General features: G+C 69.8%; 16 protein-coding genes. 9 read left to right on the top strand and 7 right to left on the bottom strand.

The genetic code is table 11. The features are described 5' to 3' along the window. Window positions 1–265: 265 nt before the first annotated feature. The 5 genes from E8A49_RS10205 to E8A49_RS10225 all read left to right on the top strand — a co-directional run bounded on the left by E8A49_RS10205 (window position 266) and on the right by E8A49_RS10225 (window position 10,220). The gene (locus tag E8A49_RS10205; protein WP_293380085.1) at window positions 266–1,609 is read left to right on the top strand and encodes a multiheme c-type cytochrome; all 1,344 of its coding nucleotides are present in this window, start codon (window positions 266–268) and stop codon (window positions 1,607–1,609) included. Then, window positions 1,606–3,570 carry a heme-binding protein gene (locus E8A49_RS10210; protein WP_293380088.1) on the top strand — a complete coding sequence of 655 codons (1,965 nt, stop codon included), beginning with the start codon at window positions 1,606–1,608 and terminating at the stop codon, window positions 3,568–3,570. The genes E8A49_RS10205 and E8A49_RS10210 overlap by 4 nt, the downstream gene beginning before the upstream one ends. 3 nt (window positions 3,571–3,573) lie before the next feature. Further along, window positions 3,574–5,382 carry a hypothetical protein gene (locus E8A49_RS10215; protein ID WP_293380091.1) on the top strand — a complete coding sequence of 603 codons (1,809 nt, stop codon included), beginning with the start codon at window positions 3,574–3,576 and terminating at the stop codon, window positions 5,380–5,382. 7 nt (window positions 5,383–5,389) lie between these two features. Further along, window positions 5,390–9,304: a hypothetical protein gene (locus E8A49_RS10220; RefSeq protein ID WP_293380094.1), complete on the top strand. Its 3,915-nt coding sequence runs from the start codon at window positions 5,390–5,392 to the stop codon at window positions 9,302–9,304. 127 nt (window positions 9,305–9,431) lie between these two features. After that, window positions 9,432–10,220 (top strand): carbonic anhydrase, encoded by a 789-nt coding sequence (locus tag E8A49_RS10225; protein WP_293380097.1) that lies wholly within the window; start codon window positions 9,432–9,434, stop codon window positions 10,218–10,220. A 62-nt stretch (window positions 10,221–10,282) separates the two neighbouring features. Here the strand turns inward: E8A49_RS10225 and E8A49_RS10230 are convergent, their stop codons facing one another. The 7 genes from E8A49_RS10230 to E8A49_RS10260 all read right to left on the bottom strand — a co-directional run bounded on the left by E8A49_RS10230 (window position 10,283) and on the right by E8A49_RS10260 (window position 21,384). Then, a complete protein-coding gene (locus E8A49_RS10230; RefSeq protein ID WP_293380100.1) occupies window positions 10,283–12,127 on the bottom strand; it encodes a CHASE2 domain-containing protein in 1,845 nt (614 codons plus the stop codon). After that, on the bottom strand, window positions 12,128–12,958 hold the full coding sequence (locus E8A49_RS10235; protein WP_293380103.1) for a metallophosphoesterase: 831 nt from the start codon (window positions 12,956–12,958) through the stop codon (window positions 12,128–12,130). Window positions 12,959–13,010: 52 nt separating this feature from the next. Continuing rightward, window positions 13,011–14,459 (bottom strand): aldehyde dehydrogenase family protein, encoded by a 1,449-nt coding sequence (locus E8A49_RS10240; RefSeq protein ID WP_293380106.1) that lies wholly within the window; start codon window positions 14,457–14,459, stop codon window positions 13,011–13,013. A 24-nt stretch (window positions 14,460–14,483) separates the two neighbouring features. After that, the gene (locus tag E8A49_RS10245; RefSeq protein ID WP_293380109.1) at window positions 14,484–16,130 is read right to left on the bottom strand and encodes an acetolactate synthase large subunit; all 1,647 of its coding nucleotides are present in this window, start codon (window positions 16,128–16,130) and stop codon (window positions 14,484–14,486) included. A gap of 97 nt (window positions 16,131–16,227) precedes the next feature. Further along, window positions 16,228–18,048: an FHA domain-containing protein gene (locus E8A49_RS10250; RefSeq protein ID WP_293380112.1), complete on the bottom strand. Its 1,821-nt coding sequence runs from the start codon at window positions 18,046–18,048 to the stop codon at window positions 16,228–16,230. A 1-nt stretch (window position 18,049) separates the two neighbouring features. Further along, window positions 18,050–18,928 (bottom strand): hypothetical protein, encoded by an 879-nt coding sequence (locus E8A49_RS10255; RefSeq protein ID WP_293380115.1) that lies wholly within the window; start codon window positions 18,926–18,928, stop codon window positions 18,050–18,052. 11 nt (window positions 18,929–18,939) lie between these two features. Next, complete coding sequence (locus tag E8A49_RS10260) at window positions 18,940–21,384, bottom strand: cyclic nucleotide-binding domain-containing protein (protein WP_293380118.1); 2,445 nt, start codon at window positions 21,382–21,384, stop codon at window positions 18,940–18,942. 162 nt (window positions 21,385–21,546) lie between these two features. On the opposite strand from E8A49_RS10260, the gene E8A49_RS10265 reads away from it, so the two are divergent. Genes E8A49_RS10265 through ccmI form a run of 4 tightly spaced genes read left to right on the top strand, consistent with a single transcriptional unit; the run spans window position 21,547 to window position 25,722 of the window. Then, window positions 21,547–23,517, top strand: a complete 1,971-nt coding sequence (locus tag E8A49_RS10265; protein ID WP_293380121.1) for a heme lyase CcmF/NrfE family subunit — start codon at window positions 21,547–21,549, stop codon at window positions 23,515–23,517. Then, complete coding sequence (locus E8A49_RS10270; protein WP_293380124.1) at window positions 23,514–24,047, top strand: DsbE family thiol:disulfide interchange protein; 534 nt, start codon at window positions 23,514–23,516, stop codon at window positions 24,045–24,047. Before E8A49_RS10265 ends, E8A49_RS10270 begins: the two co-directional genes overlap by 4 nt. Then, a complete protein-coding gene (locus E8A49_RS10275; protein ID WP_293380127.1) occupies window positions 24,044–24,511 on the top strand; it encodes a cytochrome c-type biogenesis protein in 468 nt (155 codons plus the stop codon). Before E8A49_RS10270 ends, E8A49_RS10275 begins: the two co-directional genes overlap by 4 nt. Then, the gene (gene ccmI, locus E8A49_RS10280) at window positions 24,511–25,722 is read left to right on the top strand and encodes a c-type cytochrome biogenesis protein CcmI (protein WP_293380130.1); all 1,212 of its coding nucleotides are present in this window, start codon (window positions 24,511–24,513) and stop codon (window positions 25,720–25,722) included. The genes E8A49_RS10275 and ccmI overlap by 1 nt, the downstream gene beginning before the upstream one ends. Window positions 25,723–25,755 lie beyond the last annotated feature (33 nt).

A 25,755-nucleotide genomic window follows, 5' to 3' on the forward strand; every position in this document is an offset into this window, starting at 1 on the left:
CACGTCGTAGCGGGCGCTTGCAGCCTTGGCGCGAGGCCAGGGCGATCGGATAGGTTCGAACATTCAAATGACGGTATTCTGTCATGAATTTGTTCGATGAATCGCTGTTCGAGCCAGGAATTTACAACGTCCGGACAGACTTTCACGCCAGCCTTCGATACTGCTACCTAAGCCTCGGGCGGACGGCTAAGATTCCCGCCTGGGCGTTGCTGGAGCGGCGATGGGGCGGGGACGCGCAATCGGACAGATCGGTCGGCTTGCCGCCATGCTGGCGCTGGCGTGGGCGGCGGCGGTTGCGCCGGCCGCACGCGCGCAGTCCGAGCCGGTGGCGGCGGGCCGCCCGGGCGTGCACGAGGGCGTCGCGTCCTGCGGCGGGTCGAGCTGCCACAGCCGTCCCGCGCCCAGCGGGCTCACCGTGCGCCAGAACGAGCTGATCACCTGGCAGGACCCGCACACCGAGGCCGGGGCCCACAGCCGCGCCTGGAAGGTGCTGACCGCCCCGCGTGGCGAGGCGATCGCCCAGAAGCTGGGGATCGGCCCGGCCGAGCGGGCGCCGGCCTGCCTGGCCTGTCACGCCGACCCGGCGCTGGCGGCGGCGCGCGGGGCGCGCTTCCAGATCTCCGACGGCGTCGGCTGCGAGGCCTGTCACGGCGGGTCCGGCGGCTGGATCGCCAGCCACTATGCGCTGGACGCCACCCACGCGGCCAACATCGCCCACGGCATGGTCGCCCTGGACGAACCCAAGGTCCGCGCCGCCCGCTGCCTGGACTGCCACTTCGGCGGGTCGGCCCCCAACCAGTTCGTGAACCACCAGCTGATGGCCGCCGGCCACCCGCAGCTTTCCTTCGAGCTCGACCTCTTCACCACCCTGCAGAAGCACTACGACATCGACGCCGACTATGTGGCGCGCCACAAGGCGGTCCCCGGCGCCGTGAAGACCTGGGCGGTGGGCCAGGCCATGGCGCTGGAGCGGATGCTGACGCTCTACGGGCCGCGCACGCCCGGCGGCGCCTTCCCTGAGTTCGCCTTCTTCGACTGCCAGAGCTGCCACCGCACCATGGCGTCCAGCGATCCCAAATGGCGGCCGGTCTCGGAGGCCAATCCGGCCCGGCCGATCCCGGTGGGCCAGCCACCCTTCAACGACGAGAACATGATCATGCTGTCGGCGGCGGCCAAGGTCGCCGCGCCGGGGCTGTTCCAGCGCTTCGAGACCGACAGCCGCGCGTTCCACGTCGCACTCGCCGAGGACCGCGGCCAGGCGGTCGCCAAGGCCCAGGCGCTGGCGGCGACCTCGCGGGCCATGGCTGACGCCTTCGCCCAGCACGCCTTCAGCCGCGCCGAGACGCTGGCGATCTTCGAGGCGCTGCTCTCCAGCGAGACGGCGAAGCGCTACACCGACTTTTCCGGCGCCGCCCAGGCGGTGATGGCCGCCGACACCCTGCTGAACGCCATGACCGCAGAGGGCGCCATCGACCGGGCGGCGGCGGCGCGGGTGCGGCCCGATCTCGACCGGGCCTATCAGGCGGTGCGCGATCCCAACGCCTTCCGCCCGGCCGAGGCGCGGGCGGCGTTGCAACAGGTGGCCGACAAGGTGAGGGCTCTGAAATGAAGCGTGGGCCTTTCGGAACCGCCCTGGCGATGGCCGCGGCCCTGATGCTGGCCGCGTGCGGCGGCGGCGGCGGCGGCGGAAACTCAGGCGGCACGACCACCACGCCCCCCCCGCCGGCCACGACGGCCGGCGCCTATACCCTGCCCGGGACGGACTCGCTCAGCGCCGCCGACGTGCAGCAGATCATCGCCCAGGCGGTCGCCGAGGCGAAGGCGCGCGACACGCCCGGCGTGATCGCGGTCACCGACCGGGTCGGCAATGTGCTGGCCGTCTACGCCATGGCCGGCGCGCGGCCGACGGCGACCATCCGGCCGGGCCCGGGCGGCAACCTCGACATCCAGGGGGCGGTCGTGCCGGCCGCCGCCGCGGCCATCGCCAAGGCGGTCACCGGCGCCTACCTGTCCTCCGCCGGCCAGGCCTTCTCGACGCGCACGGCCAGCATGATCATCCAGCAGAACTTCCCGCCCAGCCCGGCGACGGTGGGCCTGCCCAGCGGGCCCTTGTTCGGGGTGCAGTTCTCGTCCCTGCCGTGCTCGGACCTGACCGCGCGGTACAACGCCGCCGGCGGGACCGGCGCCCTGATCGGCCCCAAGCGCTCGCCGCTGGGCCTGGCCGCCGATCCCGGCGGCTTCCCGCTCTACAAGAATGGCACTCTGGTGGGCGGCGTGGGCGTGATGTCCGACGGCGACTACGGCTTCGACCCCGACGTCTCCAACATCGACATCGACGACGAGGAGAACGTGGCGCTGGCCGCCACCAACGGCTTCTCGGCGCCGGCGACCATCACCGCCGACAAGGTGGCGATCAACGGCACCACCCTGCGCTACAGCGACGCCACGACGGCGACCTTGAAGTCGAGCCCGGCGCAGGCCCCGGCCTTCGCGGCCCTGCCGGCCGGCGCGGGGACGCTGACGGCGGTCCCCGGCTACTACCCCGGCGGGACAGTGCTGGCCGGCGCGGTCTACGGCCAGGAGACCTCCGGCGTGCGGCAGGCCTCGACCACGGAGTTCTCGGTGGCCGGCGGTTTCGTGCTCACCGACGGAGCCGGCAACAACCGCTACCCGCCGCGCAACGGCACGGATTCCGAGGTGGGCGCGCCGCTCACCGCCGCGGAGGTGACCGCGGTGATGGAAGAGGCGTTCAAGGTCATGGACCACGCCCGCGGCGCGATCCGCCAGCCGGCCAACAGCGTGGCGCAGATGTCGATCGCCGTCACCGACACCCACGGGGTGATCCTGGGCGTGGTGCGCGCGCCGGACGCCTCTGTGTTCGGCACCGACGTGGCGGTGCAGAAGGCGCGCTCGGCGAGCTTCTTCTCCGGGACCTTCACCGCCTCGGACCTGCTGGGCGATCCCAGCACCGACGTACAGAGCTTCGTCGGTAAGGTGCGGACCTTCTTCCCCGACCCGACGGCGCTCACCGGCAAGACCGCGTTCAGCGTGCGGGCCCTCAGCAACCTGGCGCGGCCGGAGTTTCCCGACGGCCAGCAGGGCGCGCCGAACGGGCCCCTGTCGCGGCCGATCAGCCAGTGGAGCATCTTCTCCACCGGCCTGCAGTCGGCGCTGGTGGCCAGCAACCTGGTCCAGCACGTGGCCTACCTGGGCGGGACCAGCACGACGGACACCGCTCCGCGCTGCACGGCCCTGCCCGACGTGGTCGCCGGCCAGAACCGGCTGCAGAACGGGCTGCAGATCTTCCCGGGCGGCGTGCCGATCTACCGGGGCGGTCAGCTGGTGGGCGGCGTCGGGGTCTCCGGCGACGGCGTCGACCAGGACGACATGGTCGCCTTCCTCGGCCTTTCGAACGCTTCGGCCCGCGTCGGGATCGGCAACGCGGCCGCGGCGATGCGCGCCGATCAGCTCGTTGTGGGGCCGCCGCCGGCGCAACGGTTGCTTTACGTTAACTGTCCATTCGCACCATTCCTCGACACCTCGGACCAGAACGTCTGTCAGGGAAAATGAGGGATGCGGGGCGGCCTCCTCTTCGCGCTCCTGCTCGCCACGCTCCCGCTTGCCCAGCGGGCGATGGCGGCTGACGTCATTGGAGACCTGATCCAGACCTACTCGGCCCCCGTCGACGAGCCGCCGCTGGACGGCCGCCGGCGGCCCGGCCGGCCCGAGGACCTGCCCCCCGCCGAGACGCCGACGGTCAACCCCAACGCGGTCGAGGCGCCGCCGCCCGAGGCTTTCCCGGCGGACCTGATCCCGATCCCAGACCGCTGGCGGCTGATCGACGCGTTGGGGGTGCATTCCCGCTGGTTCGACCCCTACGACCAGAACGCGCTGAAGGGCGACCGGCCGATCAAGGGGACCCAGGATTGGTTCTTCACCCTGACCGGGGTCTCCGACACGGTGATCGAACCGCGCAGCTTCCCGCTGCCGGTGGGGTCGCAGACCACGGCGCGTCCGGGCAGCCTCGACACCTTCGGCCGCACCGACAGCTTCTTCGGCTCGCAGAACCTGATCGCCGGGCTGGCGCTGACTGAGGGTTCGACCGCCTTCAAGCCGCCGGACTTCGAGATCCGCGTCACCCTCGACTTCAACTACAACTACGCCCAGGTCCCGGAGAAGCGCATCCTGTCGGTGAGCCCCGATCGCGGGACGAGCCGCAGCGACGAGTTCGTAGGCGTGCAGGAAGCCTTCATCGACTACCACCTGCGCAACGTGTCCGACCGTTATGATTTCGATTCAATACGGGTCGGAATCCAGCCGTTCTCCAATGACTTCCGGGGATTTCTTTTCCAAGATAATCAACTGGGCGTCCGCCTGTTCGGCAACCGCGACAACAACCGTTGGCAGTACAACCTGGCCTTCTTCCAGCGCATCGAGAAGGACACCAACTCGGGCCTGAACGACCTTAGCCAGCCGTTGCGCAACGACGAGATCTTCATCGCCAACCTGTACCGCCAGGACCTGCCGTTCCCGGGGCTCACCTCGCAGGTCAGTCTGGTCTACGACCGCGACCGCGAGGCCAACGACATCCACTTCGACTCCAACGGCTTCCCGGTGCGCCCCGCGCTGATCGGCGACGACCGGGGCCGCGACTACGACGTGGTCTATGTGGGCTACAACGTCGACGGCCATGTCGGGCGGCTGAACCTGACCGGCTCGACGTACGGCGCCTTCGGCCAGGACCGGAACAACATCTTCACCGACCGGCCGGCGGACATCCAAGCCTTCTTCGCCGCGGTCGAGCCCTCCTACGACCTCGACTGGATCCGCCTGCGCGTCTCGGGCCTCTACGCCTCCGGCGACAAGCATCCGTTCGACAACAAGGAGACCGGCTTCGACGCCATCGAAGAGAACCCGCAGTTCGCCGGCTCCGACACCAGCTACTGGATCCGCCAGTCGATCCCGTTCATCGGCGGCGGCCAGGAGGTGTTCCTCAACGGCCGTAACGGGGTGCTGGTCGACCTGCGCTCGTCGAAGGACGAGGGGCAGTCCAATTTCAACAATCCCGGCACCATCCTGCTGGGCGGCGGCGCGGATTTCGACGTTACGCCGCGCTTGCGAATCAGCACCAGCATCAACCGGCTGTGGTTCGACAACACCGCCATCCTGCAGGTTCTGCGCAATCAGGGGGCCATTCCGACCAGCCTCGGCTGGGATTATTCGATCTCGGCGATCTACCGGCCGAGGATGACCCAGAACCTGGTGTTCCGCGGTTCGATCGCGGTCTTCGACCCCGGCTCGGGTTTCGGCGATCTGTTTGGCAACTCCAATGGCGACAGCCGTTACTATTCGATCCTGCTGAACGCGATTCTGAGCTTCTAGGGGCGGCATGGGGCGGTGGCGCAACATCGGCGGGAAGGCGGCGGCGGCGCTGGCGGTGCTGATCCTAGTTGCGCCCCTGTCGCCGCACGCCGCGGGCGACAGCGAAAAGCCGGTCGCCCGCGCCTATCACGCCGCCCCGCCGGCCCCGATGGGCGAGACGCCGGAGCAGGCGCACGCCAAGAGCGCCGGCTGCGAGAGCTGCCACACCGCCTCCGACGCGCCTTCAATGCACAAGTCGCCGGCCGTGGTGCTGGGCTGCGCCGACTGCCACGGCGGCGACGCCACGGTGAGCGCGCCGGCGGGCCTGGCCAAGACCGCGCCCCAGTACGCGGCCCTGCGCGACAAGGCCCACGTCCTGCCGCGCTATCCCAAGGTCTGGAACTTCCCGTCCTCGGCCAACCCGAAGGAGAGCTACACGCTCCTGAACCGCGAGGCGCCGGAGTTCGTGCGCTTCGTGAACCCCTCGGACTACCGAGTGGCCCGCGAGAGCTGCGGGGCCTGCCATCTGGAGATCATCCAGAAGGCCGAGCGGTCGCTGATGGCCACGGGCGCGATGTTCTTCGGCGGCGCGACCTACAACAACGGCGTCCTGTCCGATAAGACCTACGTCCTGGGCGAGGCCTATACCCGCGACGGCGAGCCCGCCAGGACCCTGTCGGCCGGCTCGCCGCCCGGCACGGTGACCCCGGCCCAGAAGGCCAAGGGCGCGCTTGCGACGCTCTATCCGGTGCCCACCTGGCAGGTGACGCCGCCCAGCGACGTCTTCCGGGTGTTCGAGCGCGGCGGGCGCACCATCGGCGCGGGCTTTCCCGAGATCGGCCTGCCGGATGCGAACGGCGAGATCCAGAAGCTGGAGGAGCCCGGCCGGCCGGACATCCGCCAGTCGAACCGCGGCCCGGGCACCGGCCTGCGCGTGGCGATCCCGGTGCTGAACGTCCACAAGACCCGGCTGAACGACCCCTTCATGTGGTTCATGGGCACCAACGACCAGCCGGGCGACTACCGCCAGTCGGGCTGCGCCGGCTGCCATGTGGTCTACGCCAACGACCGCGAGCCGCGGCACAGCCTGGTCTACGCCAAGTTTGGCCGCGACGGTCAGACGGCGACGGTGGACCCGACCATCAGCAAGACCGAGAGCGGGCATCCGATCGAGCACGCCTTCACCCGCGCCATCCCGACCTCGCAATGCATGAACTGCCACATGCACCAGCCGAACATGTTCCTGAACAGCTACCTCGGCTACACCATGTGGGACTACGAGGCCGACGCGCCCTTCATGTGGCCGGAGCGGCAGCGCTATCCCACCGCCGCCGAGATGCGCCGGGTGCTGGACCGCAATCCGGAAGGCGCCGCCCCGCGCGGCCTGTGGGCCGACCTCGACTTCCTGCGCAACATCTTCGACCTGAACGCCAAGCTGAAGGACACCCAGTTCGCCGACTACCACGGCCACGGCTGGAACTTCCGTGCAGTGTTCAAGCGCGACCGCGACGGCAACCTGCTGGACGCCCAGGGCAAGATCGTCGCCAACGACGATCCGGAGAAGTGGCGCAAGACCGGCGAGGGCAAGTTCGTGCCCCCCGGCATCAATCCCGGCAAGGCGGTCCACATGATGGACATCCACGCCGAGAAGGGCATGCAGTGCGCCGACTGCCATTTCTCGCAAGACAGCCACGGCTCGGGCCTGATCGTGGGCGAGGTCGCCAACGCCGTGGAGATCGGCTGCCGCGACTGCCACGGCACCATCTCGGCCTATCCGACGCTCAGGACCTCCAACGTGGCGGCGAGCCCGCAGGGCACGGACCTGACCCTGCTGCGCAATCCCGACGGGCGGCCGCGCTTCGAGTGGGTGGAACAGGACGGCCGGCGGGTGCTGATGCAGCGCTCCATCGTCGACCCGACCCTGGAGTGGCGGGTGCATCTGGTGAAGGACAGCGTCGACCGCGCCAGCCCCGACTTCAACGCCAAGGCCGCGCGCGCCAAGCTGATGGCCAAGATCGGCGAGGACGGGAAGCCCTTCCAATGGGGCCCTGGCGTCGCCAGCGACCGCCTCGCCCACAAGGACGGCGAGATGGAATGCTACGCCTGCCACACCTCCTGGACGCCGTCCTGCGGCGGCTGCCACCTGCCGATCGAGGCCAACTGGAAGACGGTCAGCCACAAGTACGAGGGCGCCGAGACCCGCAACTACGCCACCTACAACCCGCAGGTGGCGCGCGACGACATGTTCCAGCTGGGCCGCCATTCGACGGTGAAGGGCAACACCATCGCGCCGGTGCGCTCGTCCTCGGCGCTGGTCCTGTCATCGACCAACATCAACCGCGAGCGGATCTATGTGCAGCAGCCGCCGATCTCGGCGAGCGGCTATTCCAGCCAGGCCTTCGCGCCGCACTTCGCCCACACGGTGCGCACCACCGAGACCAAGACCTGCGACGACTGCCATGTGGCCGAGGCCAACGACAACAACGCGATCATGGCCCAGCTGCTGCTGCTCGGCACCAACACGGTCAACTTCATCGGCATGCACGCCTGGGTCGGTCTGGAGGGCGGGCTGGAGGCGGTGCGCGTCACAGAGTGGAGCGAGCCGCAGGCGGTGTTCGGCTCCTACCTGCACAAGTACGCCTATCCCGACTTCTACAAGCTGCACGTCGAGAAGAACCACCGCGAGCTGATCGACTGGCGGCGCGGCAAACCCTTCGTGAAGGGCCTGCGCGGCGGCGAGACCGACGCGGCGGAGGACATCGTCAACGTCACCCGCCGGACCGGCGGGGCGGCCCGCTGCCTGCAGTTGCGCGGAGAATACATGTACGTGGCCGAGGGCCGGGGCGGCTTCCGCGTCTACGACGTGGCCTCGATAGGCAACAAGGGCGTCTCGGACAAGATCCTCAGCGCGCCCTTCTCGCCGCTGGGCGACGACACCCACATCGGGTCCAAGAACGCCACCTGCATGGCGCTGCCGACCAACCAGTCGATCGCGCCCGGGCGCAACACGCCGCAGATGCAGCGGGAGAACCAGGAACAGCCGTTCCACCCGATCTACCACTACGCCTTCATCACCGATGCCGAGGAAGGCCTGATCGCGGTCAACGTCGACACCCTGTCGGATGGCGACCCGCGAAACAACAGCCTGCGCCGGGCCCTGACCTGGAACCCGAACGGCCTCCTGAAGGGCGCGCGCCACATCACTCTGGGCGGCCACTACGCCTACATCGCCGCCGACGCCGGGCTGGTGGTTTTGGACCTCAACGATCCCCTGAAGCCCCGGCATGTGACGACGCTGGCGTTGCCCGACGTGCGCGCCTCGGCCCTGCAGTTCCGCTACCTGTTCGTCACCGACGCCCGCGGGCTGGAGGTGGTGGACGTGACGCGGCTGGAGAAGCCGGTGCTGGTGGCCGGCGCCACCGTGCCCCTGGCCGACGCCCGGCGGGTCTATGTGGCGCGCACCTACGCCTATGTGGCCGCCAAGAAGGACGGCCTGGTGATCCTCGACGTGAAGCAGCCGGAGAAGCCGAAGCTCTATCAGAAGGTCGACTTCGGCGGGCGGATGAACGACGCCGAGGACGTGGTGGTGGGCGCGACCAACGCCTCGCTGTTCGCCTACGTCGCCGACGGCAAGAACGGGCTGAAGGTGGTCCAACTGACCAGCCCCGAGAGCCAGCCCAACTTCTATGGCTTCTCGCCGGCGCCGAAGCCGGAGCTGATCGCCTGGGCCAAGACGGCCAGCCCGGCGCTGGCGTTGTCGAAGGGCCTCGACCGCGACCGGGCGGTGGACGAAACCGGCCACCAGATCGCCGTCTTCGGCCGCCTGGGCTCGCGGCCGTTCAACCGCAGCGAGATGGAGCGCTTCTTCCTCGACGCTTTCGACCGGCCCTACCGGGTGACCAACGACGCGGACCTGGCCGCCTGGGTGGCGGCGGCGCGATAGGGCGGAATAGACCTTCAGGGCGACGGTTAGAGCGCCTGCAAACCGGCGGCGGACAGTTCGGCCTCGATCGAAACGCCCGGGGCTGAATCCTGCGAGGATGCGGCCTTCAGGAAGCGAAGGGGCCTCGATGCGAAACACCGGCGGCACGCGGGCCCTTTTTGTCGGAGCGGCGCTGGTCGCGACGATCCTGTTCGCGGCGGCGCCGAGCCTGGCGCAGTGGCGTACGCCATGGTCCTACAAAGAGGGACCCAATGGCCCCGAGCACTGGGGCGACATCGATCCCGACTACGCCGCCTGCAAGACGGGTACGACGCAATCGCCCATCGACATCACCCATAGGACGAAGGCTGTCTTGCCTCCGCTCCAGTTCGCGTTCAGGAGCGGTCCGGTCAGGATCGTCAACAACGGCTACACCGCCGTGCGGGTCGACTATGAGCCAGGCAATCTCAACACCCTCACGATTGGCGCGCGCCGTTACGAGCTGACGCAGTTCCACTTCCACCATCCGAGCGAGGAAGAACTGGACGGCAAGCGGTTCGATATGAACGCGCACATCATGCTGAAGGGCGACGACGGGAAGATCATCGGCGTCTCGGTGTTCCTGAAGGCGGGGCGCGGCAATGCCGCAGTCGCGAAACTCTGGGCGCACATGCCCACCGTCAAAGGCCCGCCTCACGACGCGCCCGGCTTGACGGTCGACCCGGGCGACCTCCTTCCGAGCAGCCTTGGCTACGACCTCTATACCGGCTCGATCTCAGCGCCGCCGTGCAACGCCGACGTCGTTTGGTACGTGCTCAAAACCCCCGTTGAGGTGTCGCGGGCGCAGATCGACGCCTTCGCCAAGCTCTATCCGCACGACGTGCGGCCGCTTCAGCCGCTCAACGGGCGAGTTGTCCAGGAAAGCGAAAACGACTGAGGAAGGTTTGCCCTGACGAATGTCCGCAACAGCCGAAAGCGGACGCTGCGAGCCGGCCGCCCTTAGACCACCGTGTAGGCCTCGATCGGGATCGGGATGCCCTTCAGGTCGATTTCGCCGACCGCGCGGGTCTCGCCGCCGGCCCCGCCTGCCAGACGGTGGGTCTCGCCGGAGAGCAGGATGCGGGTGCCGAAGGTCTTGTTGGCCGCCTCCAGGCGCGCGGCGACGACCATCACCTCGCCATAGGCCGTGTAGTTGAAGCGCCGCTCGCCGCCGAAGTTGCCCACGAGGCCGATGCCGGAATCCAGGCCCATGCGCGTCTGGCCGAAGACGCCGTGCTTCTCGAGCATGGTCTTGCGGTAGGCCTCGGCGAAGACGTCGATGTCGCGGGCGCAGGCGAGCGCGCGGCTGGCGTGGTCTGGGAAGGCGACGGGCGCGCCGAAGATGACGATCAGGCCGTCGCCGATCATCTTGTCGATCATCGCCTCGTGCTTCCAGAGGATCTCGATCAGGCCGTCGAAGTAGCCGTTGATCACCTCCTGGAAGGCGTCGAGCGGCAGGCCGGCCACCAGGGTGGAAAAGTCCTCAAGGTCGGAGACCATGACGGTGATCTCGCGCGCCTCCGCGCCGATCTTCACCGCCTCGCGGCCCTCGACGATACGGTCGATCACCTGCGGGGCGAGATAGCGCTCCAGGGTCGAGGAGTAGAAGGCCCGCTGGCTGGAAAGCTCGGCGGCGGTCAGGCGGCTCATCACGAAGAAGGCGAAGGCGAAGCCGACCACCGGCGCGACCATGGGGGCCACGAAGGCGAATTCGTAGAAGGCCAGGAACGAGGCCGCGGCGGTCAGAATCAGCCCGCCCGCCACCACCGCGATGGCCACCCACCAGCGCACCGCGCCTTGGCCCAGCCAGGCCCCGCCGAAGCCGGCCGCCAGGACGATCAGGCTGACGACCAGCGGGCTCGCTATGATGATGCTGTCGCCGGCCAGCATCTGGCTGAGCGCATGGACGTGCACCTCGACGCCCGGCATGCCGTCCCGATTGCCCTCCACGAAGCGCATCGGCGTGGCGTCCATGTCCTCCTTCAGCGTTTCTGGGTCGGCATGGGTCGAGCGGGTCACCGCGCCGATGAAGGCGATCTTGCCCTTGAACAGGGCCGGCGACAGGAACGGCACGACGGCCGCGGAATAGGACGGCGCGATGGCCCCGGCGCTCTCGCCGGCGGCGCCGGGGTAGGGCCGCCGGTAGCGGATGGCGAAGGGCTTGGTGGGCGGCGTCGCGCCGACCGCGGCGGCCACTTCGGCGGAGAGCGCGCGGGTCTTGCCGGGCAGGGGATCGTACCTGCGGATCACGTCGTCATAGTCGTCGCTGATCAGGTCCCGAGCGTCGGCATAGCGCAGCTTCGGGTCCACCGGGAAATCGACCCCCGGCTTGTAGGCGGGATCCACCACCGCGATCACGGGCGCCTTCACGCCAGCGATGCGCTTGGAGAATTCCTGGAACTCCTGTCCGCCGGGCGCCCAGGTGTCCAGCAGGTAGTCGACGGCGATCGCCTTCACGCCCCTGGAGTCCAGCTCGGCGATCAGGCCGGCCAGCCAGACCTTGTTGATCGGCGAGATGCAATGGCAGGGCGAGGCGTCGCTCATGGCCTTGATCGCCGCATCGTCCATCTTGATGATGACGAACTCGTCCTGGGGTGGCGGCGCGATATGGGCCACGCGCCAGTCGTAGGTGAAGTTCTCCACGGCGCGGAAGGGCGGGGCGCCGTTCAGCGACAGCGTCACCACGGCCGCGGCCAGGGCGACGCCGGCCACGACGCCGAGGTTCGACAGGGCGTCGCGCGTCCGCCTTATCGCCGAAAGCCGGGCGAGCAGCCGGGAGAAGAGGCCGCCAGGCCGGCCTGGCATCTAGTCGGAACCGAAGGGCTGCGTGTAGGCGACCGCCGGCTCGAAATCCCCCGCGACGCAGACGTGGGTGGTCACATGGCCGGCGTCCACCATCACCAGCACATAGCCCGGCGGCTCGGCCACCAGGATCTCGCGGCCGTCGGGGCGGTCCATGTCCACCGGCGACAGGTTGAGCGTCACCTGGATGGAGCTGGCCGGGGCCGTGGCCACTAGGTGGCCGGCCAGGAGGCCGTGGAAGGGGCGGTGCACATGGCCGCAGAGCACGGTGCGCACCTGGTCGCGGCCCCGCAGCACCTCGGCCAGCTGGCCGATCCAGGGCGCGTCCGGCTCCGGGTCCATCCAGCGTACGCCGGAAAGGATCGGCGGGTGGTGCATGATCACGATGGTCGGGGCGTCCGGCTGTTCGTCCAGCGTCGCGGCCAGCCAGTCGGCGCGAACCTGGTCGAACCCCGACTGGTCGCGGCCCTCGGCCAGGGTGTCGCAGACCACCATGCGCAGGCCGTCGAAATCCACCGCGTACTGCACGAAGCCGTTGGCGTCGCGGCGCGCCCTGGGCCCCTCGAAGGCCGCCAGGAAGGCCGCGCGGCGGTCATGGTTGCCGACGGCGTAGTAGATGGGGATCTCACTGACGGAGAGGATGTCCTGCAGCGCGGCGTATTCGTCCGGCAATCCGTTGTCGACCAGATCGCCCGAGGCGATGATCGCCACGGGCCGCGGCTTCAGCTCGTGAATCGAGCGCAGGACCAGGCGCAGGCGGTGTTCGTTCCGCATCTGATTGAGCGGATCGGCGGCCGTCGTGACGTGCAGGTCGGTGATCTGCGCGATGGTCAACACAGGCTTCTCCCCGGCCTAACGCACTTTACCATCTACGAAGTACGACACCTCAGCGCCGACGGATGACCAGGTTGCGGATTTCGGTCATGTCTTCCATGGCGAACTTCACACCTTCGCGGCCCAGCCCCGAGTCCTTCACCCCGCCGTAGGGCATGTTGTCGACCCGGTAACTGGGCACGTCCCCCACCACGACCCCGCCCACGTCCAGCCGGTCCCAGGCTGTCAGCATCCGGAAGAGATCGCGGGTGAACACCCCCGCCTGTAGACCGAACTTCGAGTCGTTGACCTCGTCCAGCGCCGTCTCGAAGTCCTCGAAGCGCGAGAGGATGGCGACGGGGCCGAACGCCTCCTCGGCGTAGAGCTTGGCCTCGCGCCCGACGCCCTCAACGAGGGTCGCTTCGAGCATGGCGCCCTCCCGCTTACCGCCGCACAGGATCCGCGCGCCGCCGGCTGCGGCGGCCTGGATCCAGTTGTCGAGGCGCGCGGCTTCCTTTACGTCGATCATCGGGCCCACGAAGGTCGCCTCGTCCTTCGGATCGCCGGCGATCAGGGTCCTGGTCCGGGCCACCAGCCGGTCGCGCAGGTCGTCGTAGAGGCTGGCGTGGATGATGATCCGCTGCACGCCGATGCAGGACTGGCCCGATTGGTAGAAGGCGCCGAAGATGATCCGCTCGACGGCGTCGTCGAGGTCGGCGCCGGAGATGGTCTCGTCGACGATCACCGCGGCGTTGCCGCCCAGCTCCAGCACCACCTTCTTCTTGCCGGCTCGGGCCTTCAGGTCCCAGCCCACCTCGGGCGAGCCGGTGAAGGAGAGCAGCTTCAGCCGGTCGTCGGTGGTGAACAGGTCCGCGCCTTCGCGGTGGGCCGGCAGGATGGAGAAGGCCCCCTTGGGCAGGTCGGTCTCGGCCAGCACCTCGCCGATGATCAGCGCGCCCAGCGGGGTGCGCGAGGCGGGCTTCATCACGAAGGGGCAGCCGACGGCGAGCGCCGGGGCGATCTTGTGCGCCGCCAGGTTCAGCGGGAAGTTGAAGGGCGACACGAACGAGCACGGGCCGATGGGGACCCGCTTCCACATGCCCTGATAGCCCCTGGCGCGAGGTGAGATGTCCAGCGGCTGGACCTCACCCGTCATCCGCACGCTCTCTTCCGCCGCGATGCGGAAGGTGTCGATCAGGCGGCCGACCTCGCCGCGGGAGTCGCGGATCGGCTTGCCGGCCTCGATGCAGAGCGCCATGGCCAGCTCGTCGAACCGCTCCTGGAAGCGGGTGACGCAGTGGGCCAGCACCGCCTGGCGCTCATAGGCCGCCATCTTCGCCATGGGCTCGGCCGCCTCGACCGCCGCGGCGATGCCGGCGTCGATGGTCGCAGCGTCGGCCTGGGCGACCCGCGTGGCCTCGAGCCCGGTGTATTTGTCGGTGACGACGAGGTCCTGGTTAGGGCTCCTGGCCTCATTGGCCAGGTAAAGCGGGTAGGAGGCTTTGAGGGCGGGAACGGCCATGGGTGCGGGCGCGGCCGCGGTCCGTCAGACCGCGGCGCTCAACTCCTTGATCTGCTTGTTGAGGATCGGGTCGTTGTCCGAATAGTCCATCGGCGCCTCGATCAGGTTGACCCCCGGCTGGTCGAGGCAGAGGCGCAGGAGCCGCGGCAGGTCGGCGGCGCTCTCGCAGCGGTAGCCCTTGGCGCCATAGGCCTCGGCGTACTTCACGAAATCCGGGTTGCCGTAGGTCAGCCCCCAGTCGGCGAAGCCCATGTTGGCCTGCTTCCAGCGGATCATGCCGTAGGAGTTGTCGTTGAGGATCAGGACGGTGACGTTGAGCTTCAGCCGGACCGCCGTCTCCAGCTCCTGGCTGTTCATCATGAAGCCGCCGTCGCCGCAGACCGCCATCACCTTGCGGTCGGGATAGACCATGGCCGAGGCCATCGCCGACGGCAGGCCCGCGCCCATGGTGGCCAGCGCATTGTCCAGGAGCACGGTGTTGGCCATCCGCGCCGGGTAGTTGCGGGCGAACCAGATCTTGTAGACCCCGTTGTCCAGGCAAAGCACCCCGTCGGCCGGCATGGCCTCGCGGACCTGGGCCACCAGATGCTGCGGATAGATCGGGAAGCGGTCGTCGCCGACGGACTGGGCGGTGTGAGCGACCTCGGCGGCGCGGGCCTTCATCATCAGGGCGAAGTCCCAGCCGGCCTGGGGCAGGATGTCTTCCTTGATCTGCCAGATCGAGTTGCCGATGTCGCCGATCACCTCGTACTGCGGGAAGTAGACCGGATCGACCTCCGCCGAGCGGAAGTTGACGTGGATCACCTCGGCGCTGCCGCGCTGCATGAAGAAGGGCGGTTTTTCGATCACGTCGTGGCCGACGTTGATGATCAGGTCCGCCGCCCCGATCGCCCGGTGCACGAAGTCGCCGGCCGACAGCGCCGCGCAGCCCAGGAACTTCGGGCTCATCTCGTCGATGACCCCCTTGCCGAGCTGGGTGGTGACGAAGGGGATGCCGGTCTTCTCGACGAACTGGGCCAGCATCCGGCCGGTCATGGTGCGGTTGGCGCCGGCTCCGATGACCAGCAGGGGCGAGCGGGCCTGCTCGATCCGCTTCACCGCCACGCGGATGCACTTCTCGTCGGCGATCGGGCGGCGGGCGTTGCTGCGCGGGATCGGCGTGGAGTCGGTCTGCTCGTGGGCGATGTCCTCGGGGAGTTCCAGGTGCACAGCGCCGGGTTTTTCCTCCTGCGCCAGGCGGAAGGCCTCGCGCACGCGGCTCGGGATGTTGTCGGCGCTGGCCAGCTGGTGCGTGTACTTGGTGATCGGCCGCAGCATGTCGACCACGTCGAGGATCTGGAACCGGCCCTGCTTGGAGCTCTTGATGGGCTTCTGGCCGGTCAGCATCATCATCGGCATGCCGCCCAGCTGGGCGTAGGCCGCCGCGGTCACCAGGTTGGTGGCGCCGGGGCCGAGGGTGGAGATACAGACCCCGGCCTTGCCGGTGTGGCGGCCGTAAGTCGCGGCCATGAAGCCGGCGGCCTGCTCGTGCCGCGTCAGGATCAGCCCGATCTTGGTCGAGCGCGACAGGCTGTCGAGGAAGTCGAGGTTCTCCTCGCCGGGCACGCCGAACACATGCTCGACGCCCTCGGCCTCGAGGCAGGCGACAAACAGATCCGATGCCTTGGTCATATGCTCAAAGCCCCACCCTCCGCCGAGTTGGGTCCAATTACGGCGGTTTGTGAAGGGGCCTTGCGTTGGCCGCGAACAGTTCCCGTCGCTGCGTTCTCTAGAAGGTCGGCAGGCCGCGCGGCTTGGCGCCCTTCGGCAGGCCGAGCGCGGTGAACAGCCGGTCCTGGCCGGTGCGCGGCGACTCGCCCGGCTGGTGGTAGCTGTGGCACTCGCTGCACTGGGCGCCGGCGAAGGCGGTGGTCTCGTGCTCGGTCTTGCCGTGGCAGGCGCGGCAGGTGGCGACGCCCTCGATCAGAAGGTCCTGGCTGCGGTCGGAGGTCCGGGCCTGGTGGCAGTCGGCGCAGGCCGCGGCGCCGGCGCCGACCCCCGAGTGGGCCGGCACGGCGTGGTTGAAGTCGCCCCAGGGCAGCATGCGCTCGGGGATATGGACCGGGGCGATCTGTCTGCCCAGCGGGCCGGCGGAGGGGGTCACGGTGTGGCAGTCGACGCAGAGTCCGCCGGGCGCGAGCGCGCGGCGCAGCACCGCCGGATCGGCGACCGGCGGGTTAGCCGGCGGCAGGGCGCCGCGCAGCACGCCCGCGACGTTGCGCATGTCGTGATGGCGCAGGGTCTTCAGCTGGCCGCCGACCTCGGCGAAGGCCAGGGAGTGGCAGGCGCCGCAGTCGCGCTCCATCTCGATCGGCTTGAAGCCCGCGCCGTCCGGCCGGTGGCAGGACTGGCAGGTGAGCGCCGCGCCATAGCCGCGCGCGGCCCCCAGCACCTGGCCCTGGCGGGCCGCGCCGCCGGTGGGGTCCATGTGGATGCGGTGCGAGAAGGTCAGGCCGTTGACCTCCTGCGGATGGGCCGAGAGCGCGACCCGCTGCAGCCGGGGCTGCGGTCCATCGAAGCCCACCGTGACCAGGGGCCGGAAGTCCGGGTGACGGTCCCAGCTCGGGGTGTCGACCAGGCCCGTCGAGGGCAGGCGCATCTTCAGCCGGCTGTGGCAGGCGGCGCAGTCGTTGACCACCACCAGGGCGGGCTTGCCCGCGCGCAGGATGTCGGCGGTCTTCGGCGCGGCGGGGTCGGCCGGCAGGACGGCGTGCTCGCGGTGACAGCTCGCGCAGCGGTCGCTCGGGTGGTTCATGGCCGTCTCGAACATCCCCGCGACACGGCCGCGGACGGTGGGCGGCGGCGGCATGGCGCGCAGCAACAGGTCATGCGGCGCGTGGTCGGAGATCAGCAGCGGCAGGAAGGGGCTGCCCTCGCGGCCCACCCGCGCGTCAATTTTCGCGGCGTCGCCGCCGGCGTTGTGGCAGGCGAGGCAGGCCTGGTCGCGCACCGAGACGAAGGCCTGCGCGTGGCAGGCCTGGCAGTCCTTCTCCAGGAAGGCGTGCGCCTTGGATAGCGGCCCGCTGGACCACTGCCGGTCCGGATGGATGCGGGCGTGGCCCACCAGCGCCGGGCTGATCAGCGGCGCCAGCAGGCAGAGGGTCAGGATCACAAGCCCGAGTGTCCAGGCCATCTTGCGGCGGCCGAACATCGTGGCCCTCAGCGAGAACAGGCTGGCGGAGGTGGCGGGCGGCTCTTCTTCGCGCTTCAAGATGGTGACGGCGACGTCGCCCTCACCGCCTTGGCCCAGAAGGAGGTTGAAGTCGCCGAAGGTGATGACGTGGCCGCGCACCACCTCCAGCTCGACATGGGAAGTGGTTTTGCCGTCGACCAGGAAGGGCTCGCCGGTCAGGGTCTTGACGGTCACCCGTCCCTGGCCGGTCACCTGCAGGAGGGCGTGCTCCATGTCCACCGCCAGGTCGGGCAGGTGGATGTCGGCCTCCGGCGAGCGTCCGATCAGGGCCTCGCCCCAGTCGATCCGCCGCACCCGGACGATCTCGCCGCCGCCGGCCTGGCGCGTGATCAGCCGAAGGGTGATCGCCTGGGTCATCTCACCAGTAGAGGAAGACGCTGACGATGTGCACGAGCAGGGCCGCCAGCAGGGCGAAGGTGGCCGGAACGTGCACGAAGAGCCAGGCTTCCAACAGGGCGGTGATGTGCATCTGGCGCCGCGCCTTGCCGAGCGCCTTGGCCTTGTCGCGGAGCAGCTGGTCCACCTTGCGCAGCGCCGTGGCCTCGCGGCCGGAGGCGACCTGCAGCGCCGGCCCGACCAGCGCGATCGCATGGTCGTTGGCGCAGTCGCCATAGGCGCCGAACAGCCGCCGCCAGAACCCGCCGCCGATGTCCGTGCCCTCCAGCGACAGGCGGACGATCTCGGCGTTGGGGCGCGACAGGGGTTGGGCCGCCTCGAGCAGCTGTTCGTCCAGGTCGTGGATCTCGCCCAGCATCTGCTTGCGGGTGGTGTCGCCGCGGTTGTTGCTGAGCGCGCGGGGCAGGGTGGCGTAGGCCCAGACGCCCACCGCGCCGGAGGCGATCACCAGCAGCATCAGTCCATAGGCCAGGGTGTGGACGTTCAGGCCGAACTTGAAGCCGGTATGCAGGGTGGCGATGACGATCAGCGACAGGCCGAGATAGACGTGGGCGGAGACCCAGGCCTTCAGCGAATAGTGGCCGTCGCTCACCGCGCGCTTGCGCACGCCCAGGAGCGCCAGCCAGACGATCAGGATCGCGCCCAGGGCGCCCAGGGTGTAGCCGAGCGTCGTGCCGCCGCCCTGCGGCAGGCGGTCGTGGAACGCGGCGTAGGCATAGACCGCTATGGCGCCGGCGCAGAGCGCGAGCGAGAGCCGGGCGAACAGGAAGCCGCCATGACGCAGGAAACTCTCGTGCGTCGAGGTCTTGCGCCTCTGTGTCTGCCCGTGCGCCCCCGCCACGACGAATGCCCTTACCCTCGGTCCAGAAGCGCCACGGAGAGGAATTCTTCCGGCGAGACCCGGATGGCCGCGCCGGTCGGGCAGGCGCGCACGCAGGCCGGGCCGCCGGCCTTGCCGATGCACATGTCGCACTTGATGGCGACCTTGCCCTTCTCGACCTTCGACTTCGGCTGCTTCTCGCGCCAGGCCTTGTCCGGCTCGCCGGGGCCCGGGCCCATGCCGAACAGCATCCAGCGCCACAGCGGCGGCTTCTCCGGCGGCGGCTTGTCCATCTGGATCACATCGTAGGGGCAGTTGCGCTGGCAGTTGCCGCAGCCGATGCAGGCGTCGGAGATGAACACCTCGCCGTCCGGCCCGCGCTGGATGGCGTTGGGCGGGCAGTCGGTCATGCAATAGGGGTGCTCGCAGTGCCGGCAGGAGGTCGGCACGTGGATCTGGGCGTAGGTCTTGCCGGCCTCGCGGTTCAGCCGCGACAGGCCCTCGTGGCTGTCGGCGCAGGCCTTCTCGCAGTTGTCGCAGCCGACGCAGAGGCTTTCGTCGATCAGGAGCACGTCGGTGGCCTCGCCGATGCCCTGGTCGATCAGGAAGCTGGCGACCGAGGAGTACATGTCCACCACGCCGCCGAAGTTGTCCTTCTGCTCCTCGACGAAGGCGTTGACCTTGCGGCGGGAGGCCACCTCCTCGCGCATCCGCTTCAGGAGCTCGGGCTTCTTGGCCAACAGCCTCCGGAACGGGGCGCCGGGCAGGCGCACCACCTGCGAACGGATCGCCGCCTTCACCGTGGCCGTCCGCCGCCCGCCGTCCAGGAGCGCCATTTCCCCGGAATAGGAGCCGGCCGGCACGTAGGAGAGGAAGACATTCTTCCCGCCCACCTGCTTCTCCACGATCATCGAGCCGGAGCGGATGATGAACAGGTCGTCGCCCTCGTCGCCCTCGGTCATGATCGGCTGGCCGGCCTTGACCTCCACGGTCTGGGCCAGCGGCAACACCTCGGCCAGGTCGGCGGGGGTCAGGCCGGATTTGAAGATCTGCAGGATCTGCCGCTCGGTGGTGATGCGGTTCACCGTCTCGCGCGCCTGCGGCACCTGGGCCATCAGCTTCAGGGCCGCGGTGCGGGGGATTTCGATGGCGATGCAGTTGTCGCCGGCGCGGACCGTCGCCCCGCGGCGGCGGCCGGAGATCAGCCCCACCTCGCCGAAGATCGAGCCCGCCGGGATCGGCACGGTGATCGCGGGGTTCTTCGGATCGACCTCCACCAGGACCGAGCCCTGGGCGATGCCGAACAGGGAGGACCCGACCCCGTTGCGCTCGAAGATCGTCTCGCCGGCGTGGAAGGCCTTCACCTCGGAATCGAGTAGGAACTCGCGCATCTGCAGGGGCGAAAGGCCGTAGAGGATCTCCACGCGGCTGCGCAGGAACTCCAGCCATTCGGAGACCGACATCTTGCCCGGCAGGCCGGCCAGCTTGGCCTCCAGGATCGGTTCGTCGGCCGGTTTCAGGTCGGTGGCGCCGCGGATGTACTCCACGACGTCGTGGCCCTGGTTCATGCAGTGCTTGATCAGCGGATAGCCGGCCAGCGCGCCGATCACATAGACGCCGGGCGTGGTGGTCTCGAAGGTGGGCGACAGCGCCGGGAAGGCGCTGGCCGCATCGCTGGTGAAGGCTACGCCCGCGGCTTCGACGAACTTGCGCGGCGGCGAGGAGCCCATGCGCGCGATGATCCGGTCGCACTTGTGCCGCGCCACGCCCTGCGGCGTCTCCACGGTGATCCAGCCCGGCTCGACCAGGCTGGGCGTGGTCTCGCTGAGCACGGTGATGCGGCCGGTGTCGCGGGCGGTCATCAGCGCCTTGACGTTGGCCTCCTTGGCCCGGGCGAAGTCGGCGGAGCGGTTCACCAGGGTGACCACATTGGCCTGGGCCTGGTCGGCGGCGAGGCCGAGGGCGTTCTCGATGCCGGCGTCGCCGCCGCCCAGGACGAAGATGTGCTCGTCGATGTACTCGGCCGGATCGTCGAGCTGGTACTGGACGTGCGGCAGATCGGCGCCGTCGCAGCGCATGAGGTTGGGATTGCCCTGAGTGCCGACCGCCAGGACCACGGTCTCACAACGCACCACCTGGCCATTGGTCAGCGCGATGGAGAAGTCGCCCTTCGCGCCGGTGATCGCCTTGGCCTCGGCGTTGTAGCGCACGTTGACACCTGCGGCCTTGGCGTCGGCGTCCCACTGCTGCAGCACCGCCTCGCGCCGGCCGGCGGAAAAGGCGCAGTCCGAGCGCAGCACCAGCAGGCTGGGCGTCGCCATGACGTGCTTGCCCTTCTGGTAGCGGAAGATGGTGTCGGAGAGGTGGCCGGTCTTCTCCAGCAGGATGTGGCTCACGCCGGTGGCGGCGGCATGCGCGGCGGCGCTGAGGCCGGACGGCCCCGAGCCCACGATCGCGATCCGAAACACCTCAGACATGTTCGACCTGCAAGGCCCCCCAACGACACCGGCGGCGGCGCCGGCTACAACGTCGCACGGCTTGGCGCTTCACGCCCCCGCGAAGCTTTGGCACTGTAGCATTTCCCATGCCGTGACAATGCGCCCGAAGCGCCGCACGCCTGAAGGGGAGCACAAAAGTCGATGACGGCGGAAGTCGGGCAATTCGCCCTGATCCTCGCCTTTTTGCTGGCGATAACCCAGGCGGCGGCCCCGCTGTGGGGCGCGCAGCGTGGCGAGCCCGTGCTGATGGCGCTCGGCAGGGCCGCGGCCCTGCTGCAGGCGGGCTTCGTGGTGCTCGCCTTCGTCTGCCTGGCGGCGAGCTATGTGGCCTGCGACTTCTCGGTGGCCCTGGTGGCCGAGCATTCCAACAGCCAGCAGCCGCTGGCCTACCGCATCGCCGCCACCTGGGGCAGCCACGAGGGCTCGATGCTGCTCTGGGTGCTGATCCTGGCGATCTATGGCGCGGGCGTGGCCTGGTTCGGGTCCAGCCTGCGCGAGACCTTGCAGGCCCGGGTGCTGGGCGTGCAGGGGCTGATCGGCGTGGCCTTCCTGGGCTTCCTGATCTTCACCTCCAACCCGTTCCTGCGGCTCTCGCCCGCGCCACTGGAGGGCACCGAGCTCAATCCGCTGCTGCAGGACCCAGGCCTCGTGTCGCACCCGCCGCTGCTCTACCTGGGCTATGTGGGCTTCTCGACCGCCTTCGCCTTCGCCGTGGCGGCGCTGATCGAGGGGCGGGTGGACGCGGCCTGGGCGCGCTGGGTCCGGCCCTGGGTGCTGGCCGCCTGGATCCCGCTGACCGCCGGCATCACGCTGGGCAGCCTCTGGGCCTACTATGAGCTGGGCTGGGGCGGCTGGTGGTTCTGGGACCCCGTGGAGAACGCCTCGCTGATGCCTTGGCTGCTGGGCACGGCCCTGCTGCACTCGGCCCTGGTGCTGGAGCGGCGCGGGGCGCTGGTGAGTTGGACGATCCTGCTCTGCATCCTGACCTTCTCGCTGAGCCTGATCGGCACCTTCCTGGTGCGCTCGGGCATCCTGACCAGCGTCCACGCCTTCGCCGTCGATCCGCAGCGGGGCATCTACATCCTGGGGATCATCGCGGTGACCACGGGCGCGGCGCTCTGCCTCTACGCCTGGCGCGCGCCGGCCTTGCGCACCGGCGCCCTCTTCGCGCCGCTGTCGCGGGAAGGCGGCGTCACGCTCAACAACCTGTTCCTCACGGCGCTGGCGGCGACGGTGTTCCTGGGCACCTTCAGCCCGGTGTTCATCGAACTGCTGGGCAAGGACAAGATCTCCGTCGGGCCGCCCTATTACGCCCGGACCTTCGCGCCGCTGGCCATCCCGCTCCTGGCGCTCGTGGTGTTCGGGCCGATGCTGAACTGGAAGCGCGACCGCGTGACCGCCGTCCTGAAGCGCGTGCGCATCCCGGCGGGCCTGGCCGCGGCGGCCTTGCTGGTCGCCCTGGTCACCGTGGGCTGGAAGGGTGCGATCGCCGCCGCGGGCCTGGCGCTGGCCGCCTGGCTGGTGGCCGGCGGCGTGGCGATCCCGGCGCGGCGCTGGTGGGCGGGGCGAGCGGACCTGGCGCGCAGCCTGCGCACCACGCCGCGCGGCATCCTGGGGCTATCGATCTCGCACGCAGGCCTGGGCCTGCTGGTGCTGGGAATCACCGGCGTCACCGCCTGGCACAGCGACAAGGTGCTGACCATGCATCCGGGCGAGCAGACCGCCTTCGCCGGGCGGACGATCACGCTGGACTCCGTCGGCCTGGCCGACGGGCCGAACTATCAGGCGCGCCAGTCGCGGTTCGCCATCGCCGGCCGGGGCGGGCCTTATGAGCTGATCGCCGAGCGCCGCGCCTACGCCACCAGCCAGACCACCGAGGCCGCGATCCATGTGAGCCCGCTGGGCAACCTATACATCTCCAGCGGCGACGAGCAGGACGGGGGCGTGGTGGTGCGGCTGTGGGACCATCCGCTGGTGGTCTGGATCTGGATCGGCGGCTTCGTCATGGCCTTCGGCGGCCTGGTGTCGCTGAGCGACCGGCGCCTGCGGCTGGGCGCGCCGGCCCGGGCGCCTGCGCGCATCGCCGACCCCGTCCCGGCGCCGGCGGAATGAGGCGGCTGCTGTTCCTGCTGCCGGTCGCGGTGTTCCTGGCCGTGATCGCGGGCTTCATGGCCGGGCTGCGGCACGACCCTTCGGTGCTGCCGTCCATGCTGATCGGCAAGCCCTTGCCCACCTTCGCCCTCGCGCCCATGCGGCCGGGCGAGCAGGGCCTGGCCTCGGCGGAACTCACCGGCGAGCCGGTGATGGTCAACGTCTTCGCGTCCTGGTGCGCGGTCTGCAAGGAAGAGCACCCGATGCTGATGGCGCTCCGGAGCCAGGGCGTGAAGATCGTCGGCCTCGACTGGCGGGAGGACGCCGGCGCCGGCGCCCGCTGGCTGGAGGCCAACGGCGACCCCTATGTCCGGGCCGGCAACGACGCTTCGGGCCGCGCCGGCATCGACATGGGTGTCTCCGGCGCGCCGGAGACCTTCATCGTCGACCGCCAGGGCCGGGTCCGCTACCGCCAGGTGGGCGAGATCACCCCGGAGGTCTGGAGCCAGACCCTCGCGCCGCTGATGGCCAGGCTGAGGGCGGAGTCGTGAGGCGTCTCACCCTGGCCGCGGCCGCCGCGTTGGCCCTGGCCGCGCCGGCCTTCGCGGTGACCCCGGACGAGCAACTGCGCGACCCCAAGCTGGAAGCCCGCGCCCGGGCGCTCAGCCAGGAGCTGCGCTGCCTGGTCTGCCAGAACCAGTCCATCGACGATTCCACCGCGCCGCTGGCCCATGATCTGCGCGTGATCCTACGAGAACGCCTGGCGGCGGGGGACAGCGACCGGCAGGCGGTGGACTATCTGGTCGCCCGCTACGGCGACTTCGTGCTCTTGAAACCGCCGTTCCAGCCGGACACCTGGGCGCTTTGGCTGGGACCGCTGGCGGTTCTGCTGGCGGGCGGGGCGGGCGCGGCGATCTACTTGCGCGCCCGGGCGCGGGCCGGCGAGGCGCCGCTCAGCGCCGCGGAGGAAGCGGAAGCCGCCCGGCTGATGGCGACTCAAGACAAGCTCGACTGATGCTCTGGATGATCCTCACCCTGATGGCGGCCCTCACCGCCGTCGGCCTCGCCATCCCACTGGTGCGCCGCTACGGCGCCGCGCGCGGGGCCCGGGGGTCGACCGCGGAGGTGCTGAAGGGCCAGCTCGGCGAGATCGAGGCCCAGGCGAAGAGCGGCGTCCTGCCCCCCGCCGAGGCCGAGGCGCTGAAGGCCGACGTCAAGCGCCGGGCGCTCGCCGAGGCCCGCGAGGCCGAGCCGGCGTCGCGTCCGTTGAGCGAGCGGACCCTGCTGATCCTGGCGCTGGGCCTGGTGGCCGTGGTGGTCCTGGCCGCCACCGGCCTCTACTTGAAGCTGGGCCAGCCGACGGCCTCGTCCCCGAACCTGGCTCAAGGCGCGGCCCAGGCGCAGGCCGACCTGCCGCCGGGCCATCCGGGCGGCGACGCCACGGCGATGATCGGTCAGCTCGAGGCGCGGATGAAGGCCGCGCCCAACGACGCGGACGGCTGGCGGATGCTGGGCTGGTCGTACATGCAGGTGGGCCGCAACGCCGACGGCGCGCGGGCCTATGGCCGCGCCGCCGCCCTCGATCCGCACAACGCCGGCTATCTGTCCGCCGAGGGCGAGGCCACGGTGCTGGCGGCCGGCGGCCAGATCCCGCCCGAGGCCGAGACGATGTTCCGCAAGGCGGTCGCCCTCGATCCCGACGATCCGCCGGCCCGCTACTACCTGGCCATGGCCAAGGACCAGAAGGGCGATCAGCGGGGCGCCATGGACGACTGGATCGCGCTCCTGAAGAGCGCCCCGCCCGGCGCGCCCTGGGCGCCGCAGGTGCGCAGCTTCGTCGAAAAGGTCGCCCAGGACCGCCACATCGACCTCACCGGCCGGCTGCCGCCGGCCGGACCTGAGACGGCCCAGGCGCCCGCGGCCGAAGCTCCGCCCAGCGCCGCGCCGGGGCCTACGCCCGACCAGATGGCCGCCGCCGGCCAGATGAGCGCCGGCGACCGCCAGGCGATGATCGCCGGCATGGTCGAGAAACAGGCCGCCGCCCTGAAGGCCAATCCCCACGACCTGGAGGGCTGGGAGCGGCTGATCCGCGCGCGGATGGTGCTGGGCCAGCCCGCCGCCGCGGCCCAGGCCTACCGCGACGCGAGCAAGGCCTTCGCCGGCTCCGCGCCCGATCTGGCCGCCCTGCGCCAGACCGCCGTGAGCGTGGGCGCGCCCCAATCTTGATCCGCAATCCAATCTTGATGCGGTTCTTATGGG

It is taken from the genome of Phenylobacterium sp. (assembly GCF_004799515.1).
GTDB lineage: Bacteria > Pseudomonadota > Alphaproteobacteria > Caulobacterales > Caulobacteraceae > Phenylobacterium.

Excerpts from the sequence above, each read along its gene's own strand:
- E8A49_RS10205 (WP_293380085.1), top strand. The coding sequence starts at position 266 with ATGCTGGCGCTGGCGTGGGCGGCGGCGGTTGCGCCGGCCGCACGCGCG.
- E8A49_RS10210 (WP_293380088.1), top strand. The coding sequence starts at position 1,606 with ATGAAGCGTGGGCCTTTCGGAACCGCCCTGGCGATGGCCGCGGCCCTG.
- E8A49_RS10215 (WP_293380091.1), top strand. The coding sequence starts at position 3,574 with ATGCGGGGCGGCCTCCTCTTCGCGCTCCTGCTCGCCACGCTCCCGCTT.
- E8A49_RS10220 (WP_293380094.1), top strand. The coding sequence starts at position 5,390 with ATGGGGCGGTGGCGCAACATCGGCGGGAAGGCGGCGGCGGCGCTGGCG.
- E8A49_RS10225 (WP_293380097.1), top strand. The coding sequence starts at position 9,432 with ATGCGAAACACCGGCGGCACGCGGGCCCTTTTTGTCGGAGCGGCGCTG.
- E8A49_RS10230 (WP_293380100.1), bottom strand. The coding sequence starts at position 12,127 with ATGCCAGGCCGGCCTGGCGGCCTCTTCTCCCGGCTGCTCGCCCGGCTT.
- E8A49_RS10240 (WP_293380106.1), bottom strand. The coding sequence starts at position 14,459 with ATGGCCGTTCCCGCCCTCAAAGCCTCCTACCCGCTTTACCTGGCCAAT.
- E8A49_RS10245 (WP_293380109.1), bottom strand. The coding sequence starts at position 16,130 with ATGACCAAGGCATCGGATCTGTTTGTCGCCTGCCTCGAGGCCGAGGGC.
- E8A49_RS10250 (WP_293380112.1), bottom strand. The coding sequence starts at position 18,048 with ATGACCCAGGCGATCACCCTTCGGCTGATCACGCGCCAGGCCGGCGGC.
- E8A49_RS10260 (WP_293380118.1), bottom strand. The coding sequence starts at position 21,384 with ATGTCTGAGGTGTTTCGGATCGCGATCGTGGGCTCGGGGCCGTCCGGC.
- E8A49_RS10265 (WP_293380121.1), top strand. The coding sequence starts at position 21,547 with ATGACGGCGGAAGTCGGGCAATTCGCCCTGATCCTCGCCTTTTTGCTG.
- E8A49_RS10270 (WP_293380124.1), top strand. The coding sequence starts at position 23,514 with ATGAGGCGGCTGCTGTTCCTGCTGCCGGTCGCGGTGTTCCTGGCCGTG.
- ccmI (WP_293380130.1), top strand. The coding sequence starts at position 24,511 with ATGCTCTGGATGATCCTCACCCTGATGGCGGCCCTCACCGCCGTCGGC.